Origin of the sequence: Belnapia moabensis DSM 16746 (genome assembly GCF_000745835.1) — a bacterium.
GTDB lineage: Bacteria > Pseudomonadota > Alphaproteobacteria > Acetobacterales > Acetobacteraceae > Belnapia > Belnapia moabensis.
Genome location: NZ_JQKB01000009.1, coordinates 1 through 14,772 on the forward strand (window position 1 = coordinate 1; position 14,772 = coordinate 14,772).

Sequence of the window (14,772 nt, forward strand, 5' to 3'; positions counted from 1 at the left end):
GTAAGCAAAGGAGCCCATGCTGTCCTCGTCCTCGACGGCGCGGGCTGGCACACCTCACCCAAGCTGCAACTGCCCGCAAACATCAGCCTGCTGCCGCTGCCTCGCTATGCGCCCGACCTGAACCCGGTCGAGAACCTGTGGGAGTTCCTGCGGGCCAACTTTCTCAGTCATCGCGTGTGGGAGAGCTACGACGCTATCGTGGACGCCTGCTGCTCAGCCTGGAACGCGCTGATGCGCAGACCAGAGCAGGTCACCTCCATCACCACCCGTGCCTGGGCTCAGGTCAAGCTCTAGGGCGGCTGGTATGAGAGGCTTCGCCATGAAGACGCGGCTGAAGCTCTTCTGAACCTCGCGCCCCGTCTCGGCATAGCCGCGGCGGGCGTAGAGGGCGATGTTCCGCTCCATCAGGACATTGGTGTAGAGCCGCACCTCCGGCAGGCCGCGCCGGGCCGCCTCGGTCTCGACGAAATCGAGCAGCAAGCGGCCCTCGCCGTGGCCCTGGCGGGCCGGGTCGACGGCGATGTTGTCGAGCAGGAGGTGGTCCGGATGCTGCTCGATGACCACGAGGGCGACGGGCGCGCCTGCCTCCTCCAGCACCCAGGCCTCGCCGGCGGCGATGCGCGCGGCGTAGTCGTCCTCCATCGGCATGGGGCGGCGGCCGATGACCGCCACCCAAGGGGCATAGGCGCGCTCGACGATGGCCGCCAGGACCGGCGCCTCCTCGGGCCGGGCCGGGCGGATGGTCATACGGCGGTGCCGCCGACCGTGAGGCCGGCGAGCTTCAGCGTCGGCTGGCCGACGCCGACGGGGACGCCCTGGCCCTGCTTGCCGCAGGTGCCGATGCCGGGGTCGAGCGCCATGTCGTTGCCGACCATCGTGACCTTGGTGAGGCTATCCGGGCCATTGCCGATCAGCGTCGCGCCCTTCACCGGGGCGCCGATCCTGCCGTCCTCGACCATATAGGCCTCGGAGGCGGAGAAGACGAACTTGCCGCTGGTGATGTCGACCTGGCCGCCGCCGAAATTCACCGCGTAGAGGCCGCGCTTCACGCTGCGGAGAATTTCCTCCGGCGCGTGCTGGCCGCCCAGCATCACCGTGTTGGTCATGCGCGGCATGGGGATATGGGCGTAGCTCTGGCGGCGGCCGTTGCCGGTGGAGGCGACGCCCATCAGCCGCGCATTCTGCCGGTCCTGCAGGAAGCCCGTCAGGATGCCGTCCTCGATCAGCACGGTGCGGTTGGAGGGCGTGCCCTCGTCATCGACGGTGAGGCTGCCGCGGCGGTCGGGCATGGTGCCGTCATCGATGACGGTGACGCCCGGGGCGGCGATGCGCTGGCCGAGCAGGCCGGCGAAGGCCGAGGTCTTCTTGCGGTTGAAGTCGCCCTCAAGGCCATGGCCGATCGCCTCGTGCAGGAGGATGCCGGGCCAGCCAGGGCCGAGCACCACCTCCATCTCGCCAGCCGGGGCCGGGACGCTGTCGAGGTTGACGAGGGCCTGGCGCAGCGCCTCATCGACGGCGCCCTGCCAGACCGGCTCGGCCAGGATGCGGGCATAGTCGAAGCGGCCGCCGAGGCCGTGGCTGCCGGTCTCGCGCCTTCCGTCCTGCTCCACCACCACGGCGACGTTGAGGCGGACCAGCGGGCGGATATCGGCGACGCGGGTGCCGTCCGGGCGGATGATCTGCACCGCCTGCCATTCGCCGAAGATCGAGGCCATCACCTGCTTGACGCGCGGGTCGCGGGCGCGGGCGAAGGCGTCGATCTCGCCGAGGAGGGCGGTCTTGGCGCCGAAATCCATCAGCGCCAGCGGGTTGCCGTCGGCGTAAAGCCGGGCATTGGTCGAGCGCGGGGCGAGGTCGAGCGTGCCGGAATGGCCGTGGCGGACGGCGCCGACCGTCTCCGCGGCGCGCTTCAGCGCGGCTTCCGACATCTCGCCGGAATGGGCGTAGCCGGCGGCCTCGCCGGCGACGGCGCGCAGGCCGAAGCCGCGTGTGGCGTCGAAACTCGCCGAGCGGATGCGGCCGTCATCGAGCGAGATGCCTTCGCTCTCGCGGTACTCGAGGAAAAGCTCGCCGTCGTCGGCGCCGGAGAGCGCCTCGCGGACCAGGCGCTCGGCGCCGGCGCGGTCGAGGCCTTCCTCGGCGAAGAAGAGGCGATCGGTGACCGAAAGCGGCGTGTCGAGCGGCATAGTGGGGCTCTCCGAGGGGCTGGTTATGCGGCCAGTTCGGCCAGCAGGCGGGCTTTCGGGAAACGCAGCAGGGCGGTGGTGCCCTGGCCGGGCGTGCTGTCGAGGGTGAGGGTCGCGCCCTGCGCCTCGGCCAGCGCCCTGGACAGATATAGGCCGAGGCCGGAGCCGGGGAAGCGCCGGGACAGCGAGGAATCGAGCTGGGTGAAGGGCTCGAAGGCGCGCGAGATGTCGCCCGGGGCGATGCCGATGCCGGTGTCGCTGACCTTGAGCAGCAGGTCGCCCTCGGGCGCGATCTCGGCGCCGAGGGTGACGCTGCCGCCGGCGGGGGTGAATTTCACCGCATTGGCGAGCAGGTTGAGCAGCACCTGGCGCAGCCGGAGCTCATCGGCGCGGAGCAGCGGCAGGTGCTGGGGCAGGCTGGCGGCGAGGCTGACCCCGGCCGTCGCCGCCGTCGCCTGCATCATCTGCACCGCGCCCTCGGCCAGGGGCAGCACCGCCACCTGACCCTCGGTGACCTGGAAGCCGGTCGTCTCCGAGCGGGTGACGTCGAGGATGTCGTCGATCAACGAGAGCAGGTGGCGCCCGGCCTCGTGGATCGATTGGACGTAGTCGAGGCGCCGGGCCGGGTCGGCGTCGATCAGGTAGGCCTCGGAGAAGCCGATGACGGCGTTGAGCGGCGTGCGCAGCTCATGGCTCATGGTGGCGAGGAAGCGGGACTTGGCGCGGTTCGCCGCCTCGGCCGCGTCGCGGGCGCGCTCCAGCTCGGCGCGGGCGCGCAGCTCCTCGCTGATGTCCCGGTAGCTGCGGATGTAGCCGACGCCGCCGACGCTGTCGGTGGTGATCTCGACCATCCGGCCGCCGAGCAGCCGGCGATGGGTGGAGGGCACCGGCCAGGGCCGGTCCGTCGGCACCAGCGCCAGGGCTTCGGCAAAGGCGGCCGGGTCGAGGTCGCCATTGGCGGCCTGCAGCTGGATCAGCGCCTGGATCGGCTGGCCGGGCCAGACCGCCTCGGCCGGAAGACCGTTCAGGGTGGCGGCGATGCCGTTGGCGGCGACGACGCGGCCTTGCATGTCGAACAGGATGATGCCCTGGCGGCTGTGGTCGAGCATGGCCTGAAGGATGGCGGCGCGGCTGCGCGTCTCTTCCTCCGCCCGGACCAAGGGGGTGATGTCGGCGGTGGTCACGACGAAGCCACCGCCCGGCGTCGGGTCCGAGGTGACTTCCAGAATCCGGCCGCCCACGCCCGGGCGGGTGTAGCGGGAGGGCTGGCTACGATCCATGGTGAGGGCGAGCTGCGCCGCCTGGGCGCCGCTCTCGCCGCCGACCTCGTGGGCGAGCTGGTCCTCGATCAACTCCTCGAGGCTGCGGCCGGGGCGGAGGCCGCCCGGCGAATAGCCGCCGAACTCGGCGGCGAGGGAGTTGGCGGCGATCACCCGGCGGTCCGGTCCGTAATAGCAGATGCCGTGCCGGGTATTCTCCAGCATCACCTGCAGCACGCCGGCCCGCTCACGCGCTGCGGCCTCGGCGCGGGTGAGGGCAGTGATGTCGGTATAGGTGGTGACGAAGCCACCCTCAGGGGTCGGGTTTGTGGTGACTTCGATCACCTGGCCTTCCACCCCGGGCCGGACGAAGCTGAGCGGGCGGCTGTAGTCGTCCGCGACGATCCGCGGGATCGTCGCTGGATCGAGCAGGCCGGCGGCGGCGATGTCGGCGACCACGTCGCCCCAGGCGCGGCCCGGCTCGAAGGCCGCCGGGTCGAGCCCATTGAGGCGGGCGGCAAGCGCATTGGCGGTCACCAGCCGGTGCTGCCGGTCGAACAGCGCGATGCCATGCAGCATGTTGTCCATCATCACCAGCAGCTGGGCGCTGCGGTCGGCGGCGGCGGCCTGCGCCTCCAACAGATTGGTCACGTCGGAATGGGTAACGACGAAGCCGCCATTCGGCGCCGGGTTCGAGGATACCTCGACCAGCCGGCCACCGGCGGTGCGGCGCAGGTAGCGGTGCGGCTTGCTGCGGTCGAGGGTGAGCCGCGCCTGCTTGATCGCCGCAGTCGCCTCGGCGTTGCCGTAGATGCCGGTGGCGGCGCTCCGCTCCACCAGATCCTCGAGCGAGTCGCCAGGTTGCAGAGGCACGCGGCCGCTTTCCCCGGCCAGTTCCTCGGCCAGGGAGTTGAAGGCGATCAGCCGGCGGTCCGGGCCGAAGTAGGAGATGCCATGCCGGATGTTGTCGAGCATCAGCTGCAGCGTGGCGGCGCGGTCGGAGGATTCAGCCTTGGCCTCCTCCAGCGCGGTCACATCGGACTGGGTGATGACGAAGCCACCCTCCGGCGTCGGGTCGCTGGCGATGTCGATCACCCGGGCGTCGGGCATGCGGCGCTGGATGCGCGCCGGGTGGGAGCGGTCGCGGCCGAGCGCCGCGGCGTAGCGCCGGCTCGCCTCCGGCTCGGGACCGAAATAGCCGAGGGCGTGCTGCTCGCGGAGGATGTCGTCGAACAGCCAGCCGCTGCGCTCGTGCAGGTCGGGCAGCCCGTGATGCGGCCCGGCCAGGCTGTTGGCGAGGATCAACCGGCGGTCCGGCCCGTAATAGGCGATGCCGTGGCGCACGCTGTCGAGCGTGACCTGGAGGACATGGGCGCGATTCTTGGCCTCGGCCTCGGCCTTGGCGCGGGCGGTGATGTCGGTGAAGGTGATGACGAAGCCGCCATCCGGCGTCGGTTCGCTGTAGACCTCGACCACCTGGCCGCCCGGCATGGGCCGCGTGCGCCGCCAGGACCGGCTGCGGTCGACCTTCAGCAACATGGCCAGGGTTTCGCTGCCCTCCGGCTCCGGGCCATACATGCCGCGGGCATGGTGCATGCGGATCTGGTCTTCGATGCTGATGCCGGGCGCCAGCTCCGCCGCCGAGAGCCCGCCGATCTCCGTGGCCAGGCTGTTGGCGACGAGCAGCCGCCGGTCGGGGCCGAACAGCATGAAGCCGTGCCGCATGGTCTCGAGCGCGGCGCGCAATATGGCGGCCTGGGAGCGCGCGGTCTCCTCGGCCTGGACCAGTGCGGTGACGTCGGCGAAGGTCAGGGCGAAGCCGTCGCCCGGCATCGGATCGGAATGGATCTCGATCAGCCGGCCGTCCGAGGTCTGGCGCATGTAGCGGTGCGGCTGGCTGCGGTCGAGCGCGAGCAGCTTTTCGATCTCCCGCTCGGGCTCGGGGCCGAGGCCGCCGATCGCGGCCTGGCGTTGCAGGATGTCGAGCATCGACGTCCCGGGCGGCAGCGGCGCGTCGCCCTCGGGGAAGGGGAGGTTGTCCGGCCCGCTATAGAGTCGGTGCACCGCGATCAGGCGCTGCTCGGCATCGTAGAGGGTGATGCCGTGCCGCATCGCCTTCAGCATCGCCCCTTGCAGCTCGGCGCGCTGGCGCAGCTCGGTCTCGGCGCGGGTGAGGGCGGTGATGTCGGTGATGGTGATGACGAAGCCGCCATCCGGCATCGGGTCCGAGGTGACGTCGAGCATGCGCCCGTCGCGCGTCGGGCGGGTATGGCGCTGCGGCTTCGAGCGGTCGGCGGCGAGCGCCGCGGCGGAATAGCGTTCGTCGAGCGCCGGGTCGCCGGAGACGGAGGCATCGCGCTGGGCGGCGATCAGCTCCTCGATGCGCAGCCCTGGCACTACAAGCTCGGCGGGGACGCCGGCCAGCTCGTGCATCAGCCGGTTGGCCGCCACCACGCGTCCTTCGGCATCGAACAGGGCGATGCCGTGGCGCATGTTTTCGATCATCGCCTGCAGGGCAGCGGCGCGGGCCTCGGCGGCGCGCTCCGCCTCGATCAGCGGCGTGACGTCGGACCAGGTGATGACGAAGCCGCCGTCGGGCGTCGGGTCGGAGCGCGAATCAACGATGCGGCCGTCATGCAGGCGGCGGCGAACGAAGCGCGGCAGCCGGCGGTCGTGACGGGTTGCGGCCTCGGCGATGGCGGCCGCCTCCGCCCCTTCGCCGAACAGGCCGCGGGCGAGCTGGACGGCGGCGATCTCGCCGGCGGTGGTGCCGGGCGGCATCTCGCCCGGGTGGAGGCCGGCCAGTTCGGCGGCGAGGTCGTTGGCGGCGATCAGCCGCTGGTCCGCGCCGAACATGGCGATGCCATGGTGCATCGTCTCCTGCATGGTCTGGAGCAGCTCGGCGCGCGCCCGCGAGGCGGCTTCGGCCTGGGCGATCGGGGTGATGTCGGTATAGGTGACGACATGGCCGCCTGGGCCTATCGGGTTGGAGATGACCTTGATCACCCGCCCGTCCGGCGTGGAACGGGTGATCTCATGGTAGCGGCCGGTCGGGCGTGCGGTCAGCCGGTCGCGCTCAGCCGCTGCGGCCTCGCCGCTGCCGAAGACGCCGCGGGCATATTGAAGGTCGATGAGCTCGGCGCGGGGACGTCCGGGGACCAGATCCTCGGGCGCCAGGCCAGTGCTGGAGGCGGCGAGGGCATTGGCGGCGACGAGCCTGTCGTCAGGCCCGTAGATGAGGCAGCCATGCTGCATCGAGTCGAGGGCGGCGGTCAGCGTGATGGCACGGTCCCGGGCGGCTTCCTCGGCCCGGGTACGGGCGGTGATGTCGGTATAGGTGACGATGAAGCCGCCATCCGGTGTCGGGTTACAGGCGATCTCGAGCACGGTGCCGTTGGGGCGGATGCGGACATAGCGGCCGGGAATGGTCCGGTCGAAGGCGCTGATGGCGGCCAGGCGCCGCTCGGTGGCCTCGGCATCGCCGAACTCGCCGGCGGCGGCCTGGGCGGCGACGATCGCCGCGTGGGTCGCGCCGATAGGGATGGTCTCGCCGGGGATGGCGCCGTAGCGGCGGGCCAGGTCGTTCGCGGCCACCAACCTGTCCTCGGCGTCGAACAGCGCGATGCCGTGCTGCATGCTGACGAGCACCAGCCGCAGCAGGGCAGGTTGGTCCGCCCCCGGCGCGACTGCGGCTTCTCCCTCGGTCATGTGGCTCTCCCGGGAGCGCGCAGCCCGTGCAATGCGAGCAGCGCCGCGGTCAGCACCAGGACGGCGGTCGCCTGATGCAGCGTGCCGAGCCAGACCGGCACGGCATGCAGCAGCGTGGCGACACCCAAAGCGTATTGCAGCACCACCGTGACGCCGAGGCCAATGCAGGCGCTGCGGGCGAAGCCGGGCGGCAGGCGGCGCCAGCCGGCGAAGGCGGCCCCCAGCGCGGCCAGGGCCGCTAGGCTCGCCAGCAGCCTGTGGTTGAATTGAACCGTGGCGATATTGAGTGTGAGGTTGGCCCAGGCGGAATCGAGGCGCCAGTACCCCGTGGGCACCAACCGTCCTTCCATCAGCGGGAAGGTGTTGTAGTCGAGGCCCGCGCGGTTGCCGGCGACGAAGCCGCCCGCGAGCATCGCCGCGGCCAGCAGCCAGGCAGCCGCCTTGGCCTGGCGGTGGATGCTGCCGACGGCGGGGAGCGCCTCGGCGGGGCGGGGGCGCAGCAGGCTGAGGCCGGTCCAGGTCAGCGCCGCGAAGAGGCCGAGCGCGAGGCTCAGATGCATCACCAACCGGTATGGGGAGACGGCCGTGCGGTCCGCCTCGAAGCCGGAGGCGACCATGAACCAGCCGACCGCGCCTTGCAGGCCGCCCAGCACCAGCAGCAGCAGCAGGCGCCCCTTGTATCCGGCCGGAATGCGGCCGCGCAGCCAGAACCAGGCGAGCGGCAGAGCATAGGCGAGTCCGATCAGCCGGCCCCAGAGCCGATGCGCCCATTCCAGCCAGAAGATCTGCTTGAAGCCCTCGATCCCGAAGCCTTGGTTGACGAGCTGGTATTGCGGAATGGTGCGGTAGAGGTCGTAGAGGCGTTGCCACTCGGCATCGGAGAGCGGCGGCAGGGCGCCGGAGAGCGGCGCCCATTCCATGATGGACAGGCCTGAGCCGGTGAGGCGGGTGGCGCCGCCGAGGGCGACCATGACCCAGACCATGGCAGCCACGCCGAGCAGCCAAAGGCCGATAGCGCGGGGCGCCGCCCGGCTGCGGACCGGGTGCGCGGAGGGAGCATCGAAAGGCATCCCCATACTATAGGATGGCAAGGCGATCAGGACACCAACCGAACGCCGCCCCGGCGCAACAATCGGCGCGGCTTGCGGCGCGCTCCCGTGGCTGCTACCGCAGCGGCGCGATGCAGACCGCCCCCGATGCGGCCGGTGGCCCGGCCAATCTCCCCTTGGCGGCTCCGGCTGGCTCCCCCCTGATCTCCGTCGTCATCCCGGTGCGGAACGAGGCGCCGAACATCGCGCCGCTGGTCGCCGAGATCGAGGCGGCGCTGGCCGGGATGGCGCATGAGATCGTCTATGTCGACGACGGCTCGACCGACGGGACGCCGACTGCCTTGCGCGAGGCGGCGGGCGCGGCGCCGCTCCGGCATCTGCGGCACCGGGCGAGTTGCGGCCAGTCGGCCGCCGTCATCACCGGGGTGAAGGCGGCGCGGGGAGCCTGGATCGCCACCCTCGACGGCGACGGGCAGAACGACCCGGCGGACATCCCCCGGCTGCTGGCGCGGGCGCAAGCCGAGATGGGGCCGGTGCTGGTGGCGGGGCATCGGGTGACGCGGCGGGACAGTTGGGTGAAGCGCCGGTCCAGCCGCATCGCCAACCGCATCCGCGCCCGGCTGCTCGGCGATGCGACGCCGGATACCGGCTGCGGGCTGAAGGTCTTCCCGCGCGCGCTCTTCCTCGACCTGCCGCATTTCGACCACATGCACCGCTTCCTGCCGGCGCTCGTGCTGCGCCAGGCCGGGCGGGTGGTGAGCGAGCCGGTGAACCATCGGCCGCGGGTGCGCGGGCGCTCGAATTATGGGACACTGGACCGGTTGGCGGTTTCCATCTTCGACCTCCTCGGGGTCGCCTGGCTGCAACGGCGCGGCTCCCGTCCGGTGGTCGAGGAGTGAGCGAGCGGGGGCGGGCGGTCGCCAAGCTCCTCGTGCTGGCGGCAGGGCTGGTGGCGGCCGGGCTGCTGCTCAGGGCGCTCGGCGGGCTGCTCGGGACGGAATGGGTGGACCGCGCCATCCGCGGGCAGGGGCTTTGGGGCGAGGGGATCTTCCTCCTCGTCGGGATGGCGGCGACGGCGGTAGGCATCCCGCGCCAGGGCGTTGCCTTCCTCGGGGGCTATGCCTTCGGCGCGGTGGTGGGGACGGGGCTCGCGCTGCTGTCCCAGTTGCTGGGCTGTGCGGTCTCCTTCCTCTGGGCGCGACTGGTCGGGCGCGGCTGGGCGGAGCGGCGACTGGCCGGGCGCTTCGGGCGGCGGCTCCGGCCGCTGCGCGACCTGCTGGCGGCTAGTCCCTTCGATGCGACGCTGGCGCTCCGGTTGCTGCCGCTTGGCAACAACCTGGCGCTCAACCTGCTGGCGGGGATGGCGGGGATCGCGCTGCTGCCCTTCCTCGCCGCCTCGGCGATCGGCTACCTGCCGCAGACGGTGGTCTTCGCCCTGCTCGGCAAGGGGGTGCGGGTGGACGGGGCCTGGCAACTCGGGCTTTCGGCCGTGCTGCTGCTGGGCTCGGTGGCGATTGGCTTCGCCCTGCTCAGGCGGCACCGGGCGGGGCGGGCGCTAGAGGAGTAGCGCCCACGGAGGCCACTCAGTGCAGCACGAATTGGCCGTTGGCGAAGCGCAGTTCAGCCGGGCGGGTGAGGGCGGCGGAGGCGACGCGGACGGAGTGCAGTGGTCCCTCGATCTCGCGCCGCCAGAATTCCAGGAAGCGGGAGAGTTCGGGGAAGGCCGGAGCGTGGTCGACCTTCTGCCAGACGAAGGTCTGGAGGACGCCCGGATGGTCCGGCATGTGGTAGAGGATCTCGGCGGTGGTCAGCCGCCAGTCGGGGATGCGGACGAAGCGTTCGAGGCTGTACAGCACGCAAGGCGATCCTTCTCTTCGGTGCCAGCCGTTGCGGCCGGCGATTTCCTCCACTTCTGCAACGCGAAGCTTGCCACGTCTTTCCGGGCGGGTTGCAACAAAATTGTTGGATTTCAGTGGGTTGGCACTCGCACTCCGAGAGTGCTGCAAATCCCTTGACGCCAACGCGAGCCTGCCCTAGATCGCTTGGCACTCCTCCGGGGTGAGTGCTAGCGGTCCCGCTGGCGCCTCCCGGCGGGGGGACCCATTCCTTGAGAATAGGCCAGGAGAGGACCGCATATGAGCTTCCGTCCCCTGCATGACCGCGTTCTCGTCCGTCGCGTGACGGCCGAGGAGAAGACCCGCGGCGGCATCATCATCCCCGACACCGCCAAGGAGAAGCCGCAGGAAGGCGAGGTGATCGCCGTCGGCAGCGGCACGCTGAACGACAAGGGCGAGATGCGCCCGCTCGACGTGAAGGCCGGCGACCGCATCCTGTTCGGCAAGTGGTCGGGCACTGAGGTGAAGCTCGATGGCGAGGAGCTCCTCATCATGAAGGAGTCCGACATCATGGGCATCCTCGACAACCCTTCCGTCGCCAAGGCCGCCTGACCCACCCGATCAGCCGCCTGACACTCGTCGTCAACAATGGCGGACGGGACCGCGCCGGGGCAGACCGCCCGGGCAGCGACCGGACGCCGAACCAATGAGGTACATACATGGCTGCGAAGGACGTTAAGTTCGGCGCCAATGCGCGCGACCGCATGCTGCGCGGCGTGGACATCCTGGCCGACGCCGTGAAGGTGACGCTCGGCCCCAAGGGCCGCAACGTCGTCATCGACAAGAGCTTCGGTGCCCCGCGGATCACCAAGGACGGCGTGACCGTCGCCAAGGAGATCGAGCTGGCCGACAAGTTCGAGAACATGGGCGCGCAGATGGTGCGCGAAGTGGCCTCGAAGACCAACGACATCGCCGGTGACGGCACCACCACCGCGACCGTGCTCGCCCAGGCGATCGTCCGCGAGGGCGCCAAGGCCGTGGCCGCCGGCATGAACCCGATGGACCTGAAGCGCGGCATCGACAAGGCTGTCGCCTCCGTCGTCGCCGAGCTCGAGGCCAAGACGAAGAAGATCTCGACCTCGGCCGAGGTGGCGCAGGTCGGCTCGATCTCCGCCAATGGCGAGACCGAGATCGGCGAGATGATCGCCCAGGCGATGGAGAAGGTCGGCAACGAGGGCGTCATCACGGTCGAGGAGGCCAAGGGCATCCAGACCGAGCTCGACGTCGTCGAGGGCATGCAGTTCGACCGCGGCTACGTCTCCCCGTATTTCATCACGAATGCGGAGAAGATGATCGTCGAGATGGAGAACCCCTACCTGCTGATCTTCGAGAAGAAGCTCAGCCAGCTGCAGCCGATGCTGCCGCTGCTCGAGGCGGTTGTTCAGTCCGGCCGTCCGCTCATCATCGTCGCCGAGGATGTCGAGGGCGAGGCCCTGGCTACGCTCGTCGTCAACAAGCTGCGCGGCGGCCTGAAGGTCGCAGCCGTGAAGGCGCCGGGCTTCGGCGATCGCCGCAAGGCGATGCTCGAGGACATCGCCATCCTGACCGGCGGTGAGGTGATCTCCGAGGATCTCGGCATCAAGCTCGAGAACGTGACGCTGGCCCAGCTCGGCCGCGCCAAGATGGTGCGGATCGAGAAGGAGAACACCACGATCGTCGACGGCGCTGGCGAGAAGTCCGCGATCACCGGCCGCGTGGAGCAGATCAAGGCGCAGATCGAGGAGACCACCTCGGACTACGACCGCGAGAAGCTGCAGGAGCGCCTGGCGAAGCTGGCCGGCGGCGTCGCCGTCATCCGCGTCGGCGGCTCGACCGAGGTCGAGGTGAAGGAGCGCAAGGACCGCGTCGACGACGCGCTGCATGCGACCCGCGCCGCGGTCCAGGAAGGCATCGTGCCGGGTGGCGGCGTGGCGCTGCTGCGCGCCTCGACCAACCTCGGCCACCTGAAGGGCCTGAACAACGACGAGCAGGTCGGCATCGAGATCGTCCGTCGCGCCATCCAGGCGCCGGCGAAGCAGATCGCCGAGAATGCCGGCAAGGACGGCGCGGTCGTGGCGGGTGAGGTGCTGCGCACCGACACCTATGTCTACGGCTACGACGCCCAGAAGGACGAGTACAAGGACCTCGTCGCTGCCGGCATCATCGACCCGACCAAGGTCGTGCGCACGGCGCTGCAGGACGCGGCCTCGGTCGCCTCGCTGCTGATCACCACCGAAGCCATGGTGGCCGAGCGTCCGGAGCGTAAGGCTCCGGCCGGTGGCCCCCCGGGCGGTGGCATGGGCGGCATGGGCGACATGGACTTCTGATCCAGCCCGCAAGGCTGATCGGAGAGAGGGGGCGGGCCGTGAGGCCCGCCCCTTTCTCGTGTCGGTTAGGGGCCTTTCCTGTTCCGAATCCCTCACGATAACGCGTATGCGTGATCGTTGACTTCAACCGGTCGATCCGTGTCCACTTCGGAAGCCAGCAGTCCTTGGCCCGCCTTGCCGTGCCGTCCCGGAGCCCTCCGGCCGCCTTCAAGCGATCAAGCCTGGCGGTTTCGCATGGGCGATCCTCGCCCGTGCCTGATGCAGGGGAGGGCGCGTCGCAATGGCGATCGGCACCGTGAAATGGTTCAACGCCACCAAGGGCTTCGGCTTCATCGTCCCGCAGGATGGCGGCAAGGACGTGTTTGTCCACATCACCGCCGTGCAGAAGGCCGGCCTTCAGGGGCTCAACGAGAATCAGAAGATCAGCTACGAAGTGGTGATGGAGCGCGGCAAGGCTGCGGCCGCGAACCTCAAGCCGCTCTAGGCTAATCCAGGCGTGCTCCGCTGCGCCGGACGACCCCGGTATGGTGGTGGAGTTCATTGGCGAGATGGGTGGACAGCCGCTCGGGCGGGCCGCCATAGGGGCGAGGCCGGCCTCCTCCAACCGCGCAGGCCGGGCCGGCTGAGCCTGGGCCGCGCCACCGGCGAGGTCGAGAAGGCTCCGCCGTGCCACCCGACCTGCCATAATGCCTCAATGCCCGCTGCCTGCGGGACACATTGTGGCCTGGTGGCGCAGGCTCAGGCGGCCTTGCTGTCCTCGACCCAGACGCGGCGAGCGCCCTGGCTTTGCAGGAAGCGCTGCGCCTCGGCCTTCTCCGCCTCGGTCTGCGCCTGGATGCCGAGGGAGGGGCCTGCGCTCTTCGTCACCTCCTCCGGGCGGCTGCCGCTATCGGACGGAGCGGCAGCGGCGCCGGCCGTCTCGCCGACCGCGAGCGTCGCGGCGCCAGCGGCCGCCGCGGCCGCGACGGCAGGCAGGGCGGCACCGCCAGTGGCGATGACGATGCCGGCCGCAAGCATCGAGGTGGAGGCCGTGCCGATGCCGACGAAATTCTGCCGCAGGTTGCGGGCATCGGCGCCCTTCGGGTTCTCGTCCGGGGTGATGACCTGGTCGTTGTCGGCGGGGCGCTCGCCTTGCGGCGCGGCGCGGGCCTGAAGCTCGCGGAACCAGGCCTCGGCCTGGAGCTTCGCGGCGGCGCTGTCGAGCGTCGCGCGATCCTCGAACTCGCCCCAGACGACCGGGCCGGCATGGGAGGTGTGGTCGTACTCGCCAGTCCACTGGCTGCTATCGGCGACGATGGCCATGGGCTTTCCCCTTGCAATGCTGGGCAAGAGGAACGCCGGCGGGGGGGCATTGTTCCGCGGCAGTGGCACCGCCGGAAGCATCGGAACGCGACGTTTCTCGAGGTCAGTAGCGGTCGGGGACGTAGAGCTCCACCGGCAGGGTGCGCCGCTCGTAGTTCGGGTCGAAGACGCGCTCGGGCAGCGCGACCGGCTGGTGCGGCACTTCCTCGTAGGGGATCTGCGAGAGGAGGTGCTGGATGCAATTCAGCCGCGCGCGCTTCTTGTCGTTGCCCTCGACGATGTACCACGGCGCCTCGGGGATGCTGGTGCGCTCGAACATCGCCTCCTTCGCCTTGGTGTACTGCTCCCAGCGGACGCGGGATTGCAGGTCCATCGGCGAGAGCTTCCACTGCTTGATCGGGTCGTGGATGCGCATGAGGAAGCGGAGCTGCTGCTCCTGGTCGGTGATGGAGAACCAGTACTTCATCAGGATGATACCGGAACGGACGAGCATGCGCTCGAATTCCGGCACGTCGCGGAAGAAATCCTCGACCTGCGCCTCGCTGGCGAAGCCCATGACACGCTCGACGCCGGCGCGGTTGTACCAGCTGCGGTCGAACAGCACGACCTCGCCAGCGGCGGGGAGGTGCGCGACGTAGCGCTGGAAGTACCACTGCGTCCGCTCGCGGTCGGAGGGCGCGGGGAGGGCCACGACGCGGCAGATACGCGGGTTGGTGCGCTGGGTGATGCGTTTGATGGCGCCGCCCTTGCCGGCACTGTCGCGGCCCTCGAACAGCACCACCACCTTGAGGCCGCGATGGGCGACCCAGTCCTGCAGCTTCACCAGCTCGCCCTGAAGGCGCAGCAGCTCCCGGAAGTAGAGGCTGCGGTCGATGGTACGGACCTGGCGGGATTGCAGCAGGTGGCGAACCTCCTCCGGCAGGCGGCGGTCGTCGATCTCCTGCTCCAGCTCCTCGTCGAAATCGTCCTCCAGCTCCGCCTGCAGCCACGGCCGCATGGCCCCCTCGTCGTCCGGCATCCGCCTCTCTCCATTCGTCGGCGGCAGAATAGCCCAGGAAGGTTGCAGG

13 protein-coding genes are annotated in these 14,772 nt (G+C 70.2%); 6 read left to right on the plus strand and 7 right to left on the minus strand.

Annotated elements, in window-relative coordinates; all coding sequences use genetic code 11:
- A partial coding sequence (locus EP26_RS32955) for a transposase (protein WP_043343229.1) occupies window positions 1-294 on the plus strand: 294 nt, incomplete at its 5' end.
- Here the strand turns inward: EP26_RS32955 and EP26_RS07695 are convergent.
- The 4 genes from EP26_RS07695 to EP26_RS07710 are packed head-to-tail and all read right to left on the minus strand — an operon-like array spanning window position 214 to window position 8,223.
- Entirely contained in the window at window positions 214-747 is a 534-nt protein-coding gene (locus EP26_RS07695; protein WP_084112383.1) for a GNAT family N-acetyltransferase, read from the minus strand. The genes EP26_RS32955 and EP26_RS07695 overlap by 81 nt on opposite strands.
- Window positions 744-2,186, minus strand: a complete 1,443-nt coding sequence (tldD, locus tag EP26_RS07700; protein WP_043337596.1) for a metalloprotease TldD — start codon at window positions 2,184-2,186, stop codon at window positions 744-746. Before tldD ends, EP26_RS07695 begins: the two co-directional genes overlap by 4 nt.
- Window positions 2,187-2,209: 23 nt before the next feature.
- The gene (locus EP26_RS31790) at window positions 2,210-7,153 is read right to left on the minus strand and encodes a PAS-domain containing protein (protein ID WP_052388927.1); all 4,944 of its coding nucleotides are present in this window, start codon (window positions 7,151-7,153) and stop codon (window positions 2,210-2,212) included.
- A complete protein-coding gene (locus EP26_RS07710) occupies window positions 7,150-8,223 on the minus strand; it encodes a COX15/CtaA family protein (protein WP_043337735.1) in 1,074 nt (357 codons plus the stop codon). The genes EP26_RS31790 and EP26_RS07710 overlap by 4 nt, the downstream gene beginning before the upstream one ends.
- A 110-nt stretch (window positions 8,224-8,333) precedes the next feature.
- Here EP26_RS07710 and EP26_RS07715 point away from each other — a divergent pair, with 110 nt between their 5' ends.
- Both EP26_RS07715 and EP26_RS07720 read left to right on the plus strand, forming a co-directional pair.
- The gene (locus tag EP26_RS07715; RefSeq protein ID WP_084112384.1) at window positions 8,334-9,101 is read left to right on the plus strand and encodes a glycosyltransferase family 2 protein; all 768 of its coding nucleotides are present in this window, start codon (window positions 8,334-8,336) and stop codon (window positions 9,099-9,101) included.
- Window positions 9,098-9,769 (plus strand): TVP38/TMEM64 family protein, encoded by a 672-nt coding sequence (locus EP26_RS07720; RefSeq protein ID WP_043337597.1) that lies wholly within the window; start codon window positions 9,098-9,100, stop codon window positions 9,767-9,769. Before EP26_RS07715 ends, EP26_RS07720 begins: the two co-directional genes overlap by 4 nt.
- A gap of 16 nt (window positions 9,770-9,785) precedes the next feature.
- On the opposite strand, the gene EP26_RS37325 is transcribed toward EP26_RS07720, so the two are convergent.
- Complete coding sequence (locus tag EP26_RS37325; protein WP_281177071.1) at window positions 9,786-10,058, minus strand: usg protein; 273 nt, start codon at window positions 10,056-10,058, stop codon at window positions 9,786-9,788.
- 279 nt (window positions 10,059-10,337) lie between these two features.
- Between EP26_RS37325 and groES the strand changes: the two genes are divergently transcribed.
- The 3 genes from groES to EP26_RS07740 all read left to right on the plus strand — a co-directional run bounded on the left by groES (window position 10,338) and on the right by EP26_RS07740 (window position 12,887).
- The gene (gene groES / locus EP26_RS07730) at window positions 10,338-10,649 is read left to right on the plus strand and encodes a co-chaperone GroES (RefSeq protein WP_043337599.1); all 312 of its coding nucleotides are present in this window, start codon (window positions 10,338-10,340) and stop codon (window positions 10,647-10,649) included.
- 107 nt (window positions 10,650-10,756) lie between these two features.
- Window positions 10,757-12,403 carry a chaperonin GroEL gene (groL, locus tag EP26_RS07735; RefSeq protein WP_043337600.1) on the plus strand — a complete coding sequence of 549 codons (1,647 nt, stop codon included), beginning with the start codon at window positions 10,757-10,759 and terminating at the stop codon, window positions 12,401-12,403.
- Window positions 12,404-12,683: 280 nt separating this feature from the next.
- Window positions 12,684-12,887 (plus strand): cold-shock protein, encoded by a 204-nt coding sequence (locus EP26_RS07740; RefSeq protein WP_043337601.1) that lies wholly within the window; start codon window positions 12,684-12,686, stop codon window positions 12,885-12,887.
- Between the two features lie 254 nt (window positions 12,888-13,141).
- Here the strand turns inward: EP26_RS07740 and EP26_RS07745 are convergent, their stop codons facing one another.
- Together EP26_RS07745 and ppk2 are read right to left on the minus strand one after the other, a co-directional pair.
- Window positions 13,142-13,705, minus strand: coding sequence for a hypothetical protein (locus EP26_RS07745; protein WP_043337603.1), 564 nt, complete (start codon window positions 13,703-13,705; stop codon window positions 13,142-13,144).
- Window positions 13,706-13,808: 103 nt separating this feature from the next.
- Window positions 13,809-14,723: a polyphosphate kinase 2 gene (ppk2, locus tag EP26_RS07750; protein WP_043337604.1), complete on the minus strand. Its 915-nt coding sequence runs from the start codon at window positions 14,721-14,723 to the stop codon at window positions 13,809-13,811.
- Between the last annotated feature and the right edge of the window lie 49 nt (window positions 14,724-14,772).

What these genes read in the sequence shown, in the direction of transcription:
- EP26_RS07695 (WP_084112383.1), bottom strand. Translation starts at nt 747, where the DNA reads ATGACCATCCGCCCGGCCCGGCCCGAGGAGGCGCCGGTCCTGGCGGCC.
- tldD (WP_043337596.1), bottom strand. Translation starts at nt 2,186, where the DNA reads ATGCCGCTCGACACGCCGCTTTCGGTCACCGATCGCCTCTTCTTCGCC.
- EP26_RS31790 (WP_052388927.1), bottom strand. Translation starts at nt 7,153, where the DNA reads ATGACCGAGGGAGAAGCCGCAGTCGCGCCGGGGGCGGACCAACCTGCC.
- EP26_RS07710 (WP_043337735.1), bottom strand. Translation starts at nt 8,223, where the DNA reads ATGCCTTTCGATGCTCCCTCCGCGCACCCGGTCCGCAGCCGGGCGGCG.
- EP26_RS07715 (WP_084112384.1), top strand. Translation starts at nt 8,334, where the DNA reads ATGCAGACCGCCCCCGATGCGGCCGGTGGCCCGGCCAATCTCCCCTTG.
- groES (WP_043337599.1), top strand. Translation starts at nt 10,338, where the DNA reads ATGAGCTTCCGTCCCCTGCATGACCGCGTTCTCGTCCGTCGCGTGACG.
- groL (WP_043337600.1), top strand. Translation starts at nt 10,757, where the DNA reads ATGGCTGCGAAGGACGTTAAGTTCGGCGCCAATGCGCGCGACCGCATG.
- EP26_RS07740 (WP_043337601.1), top strand. Translation starts at nt 12,684, where the DNA reads ATGGCGATCGGCACCGTGAAATGGTTCAACGCCACCAAGGGCTTCGGC.
- EP26_RS07745 (WP_043337603.1), bottom strand. Translation starts at nt 13,705, where the DNA reads ATGGCCATCGTCGCCGATAGCAGCCAGTGGACTGGCGAGTACGACCAC.
- ppk2 (WP_043337604.1), bottom strand. Translation starts at nt 14,723, where the DNA reads ATGCCGGACGACGAGGGGGCCATGCGGCCGTGGCTGCAGGCGGAGCTG.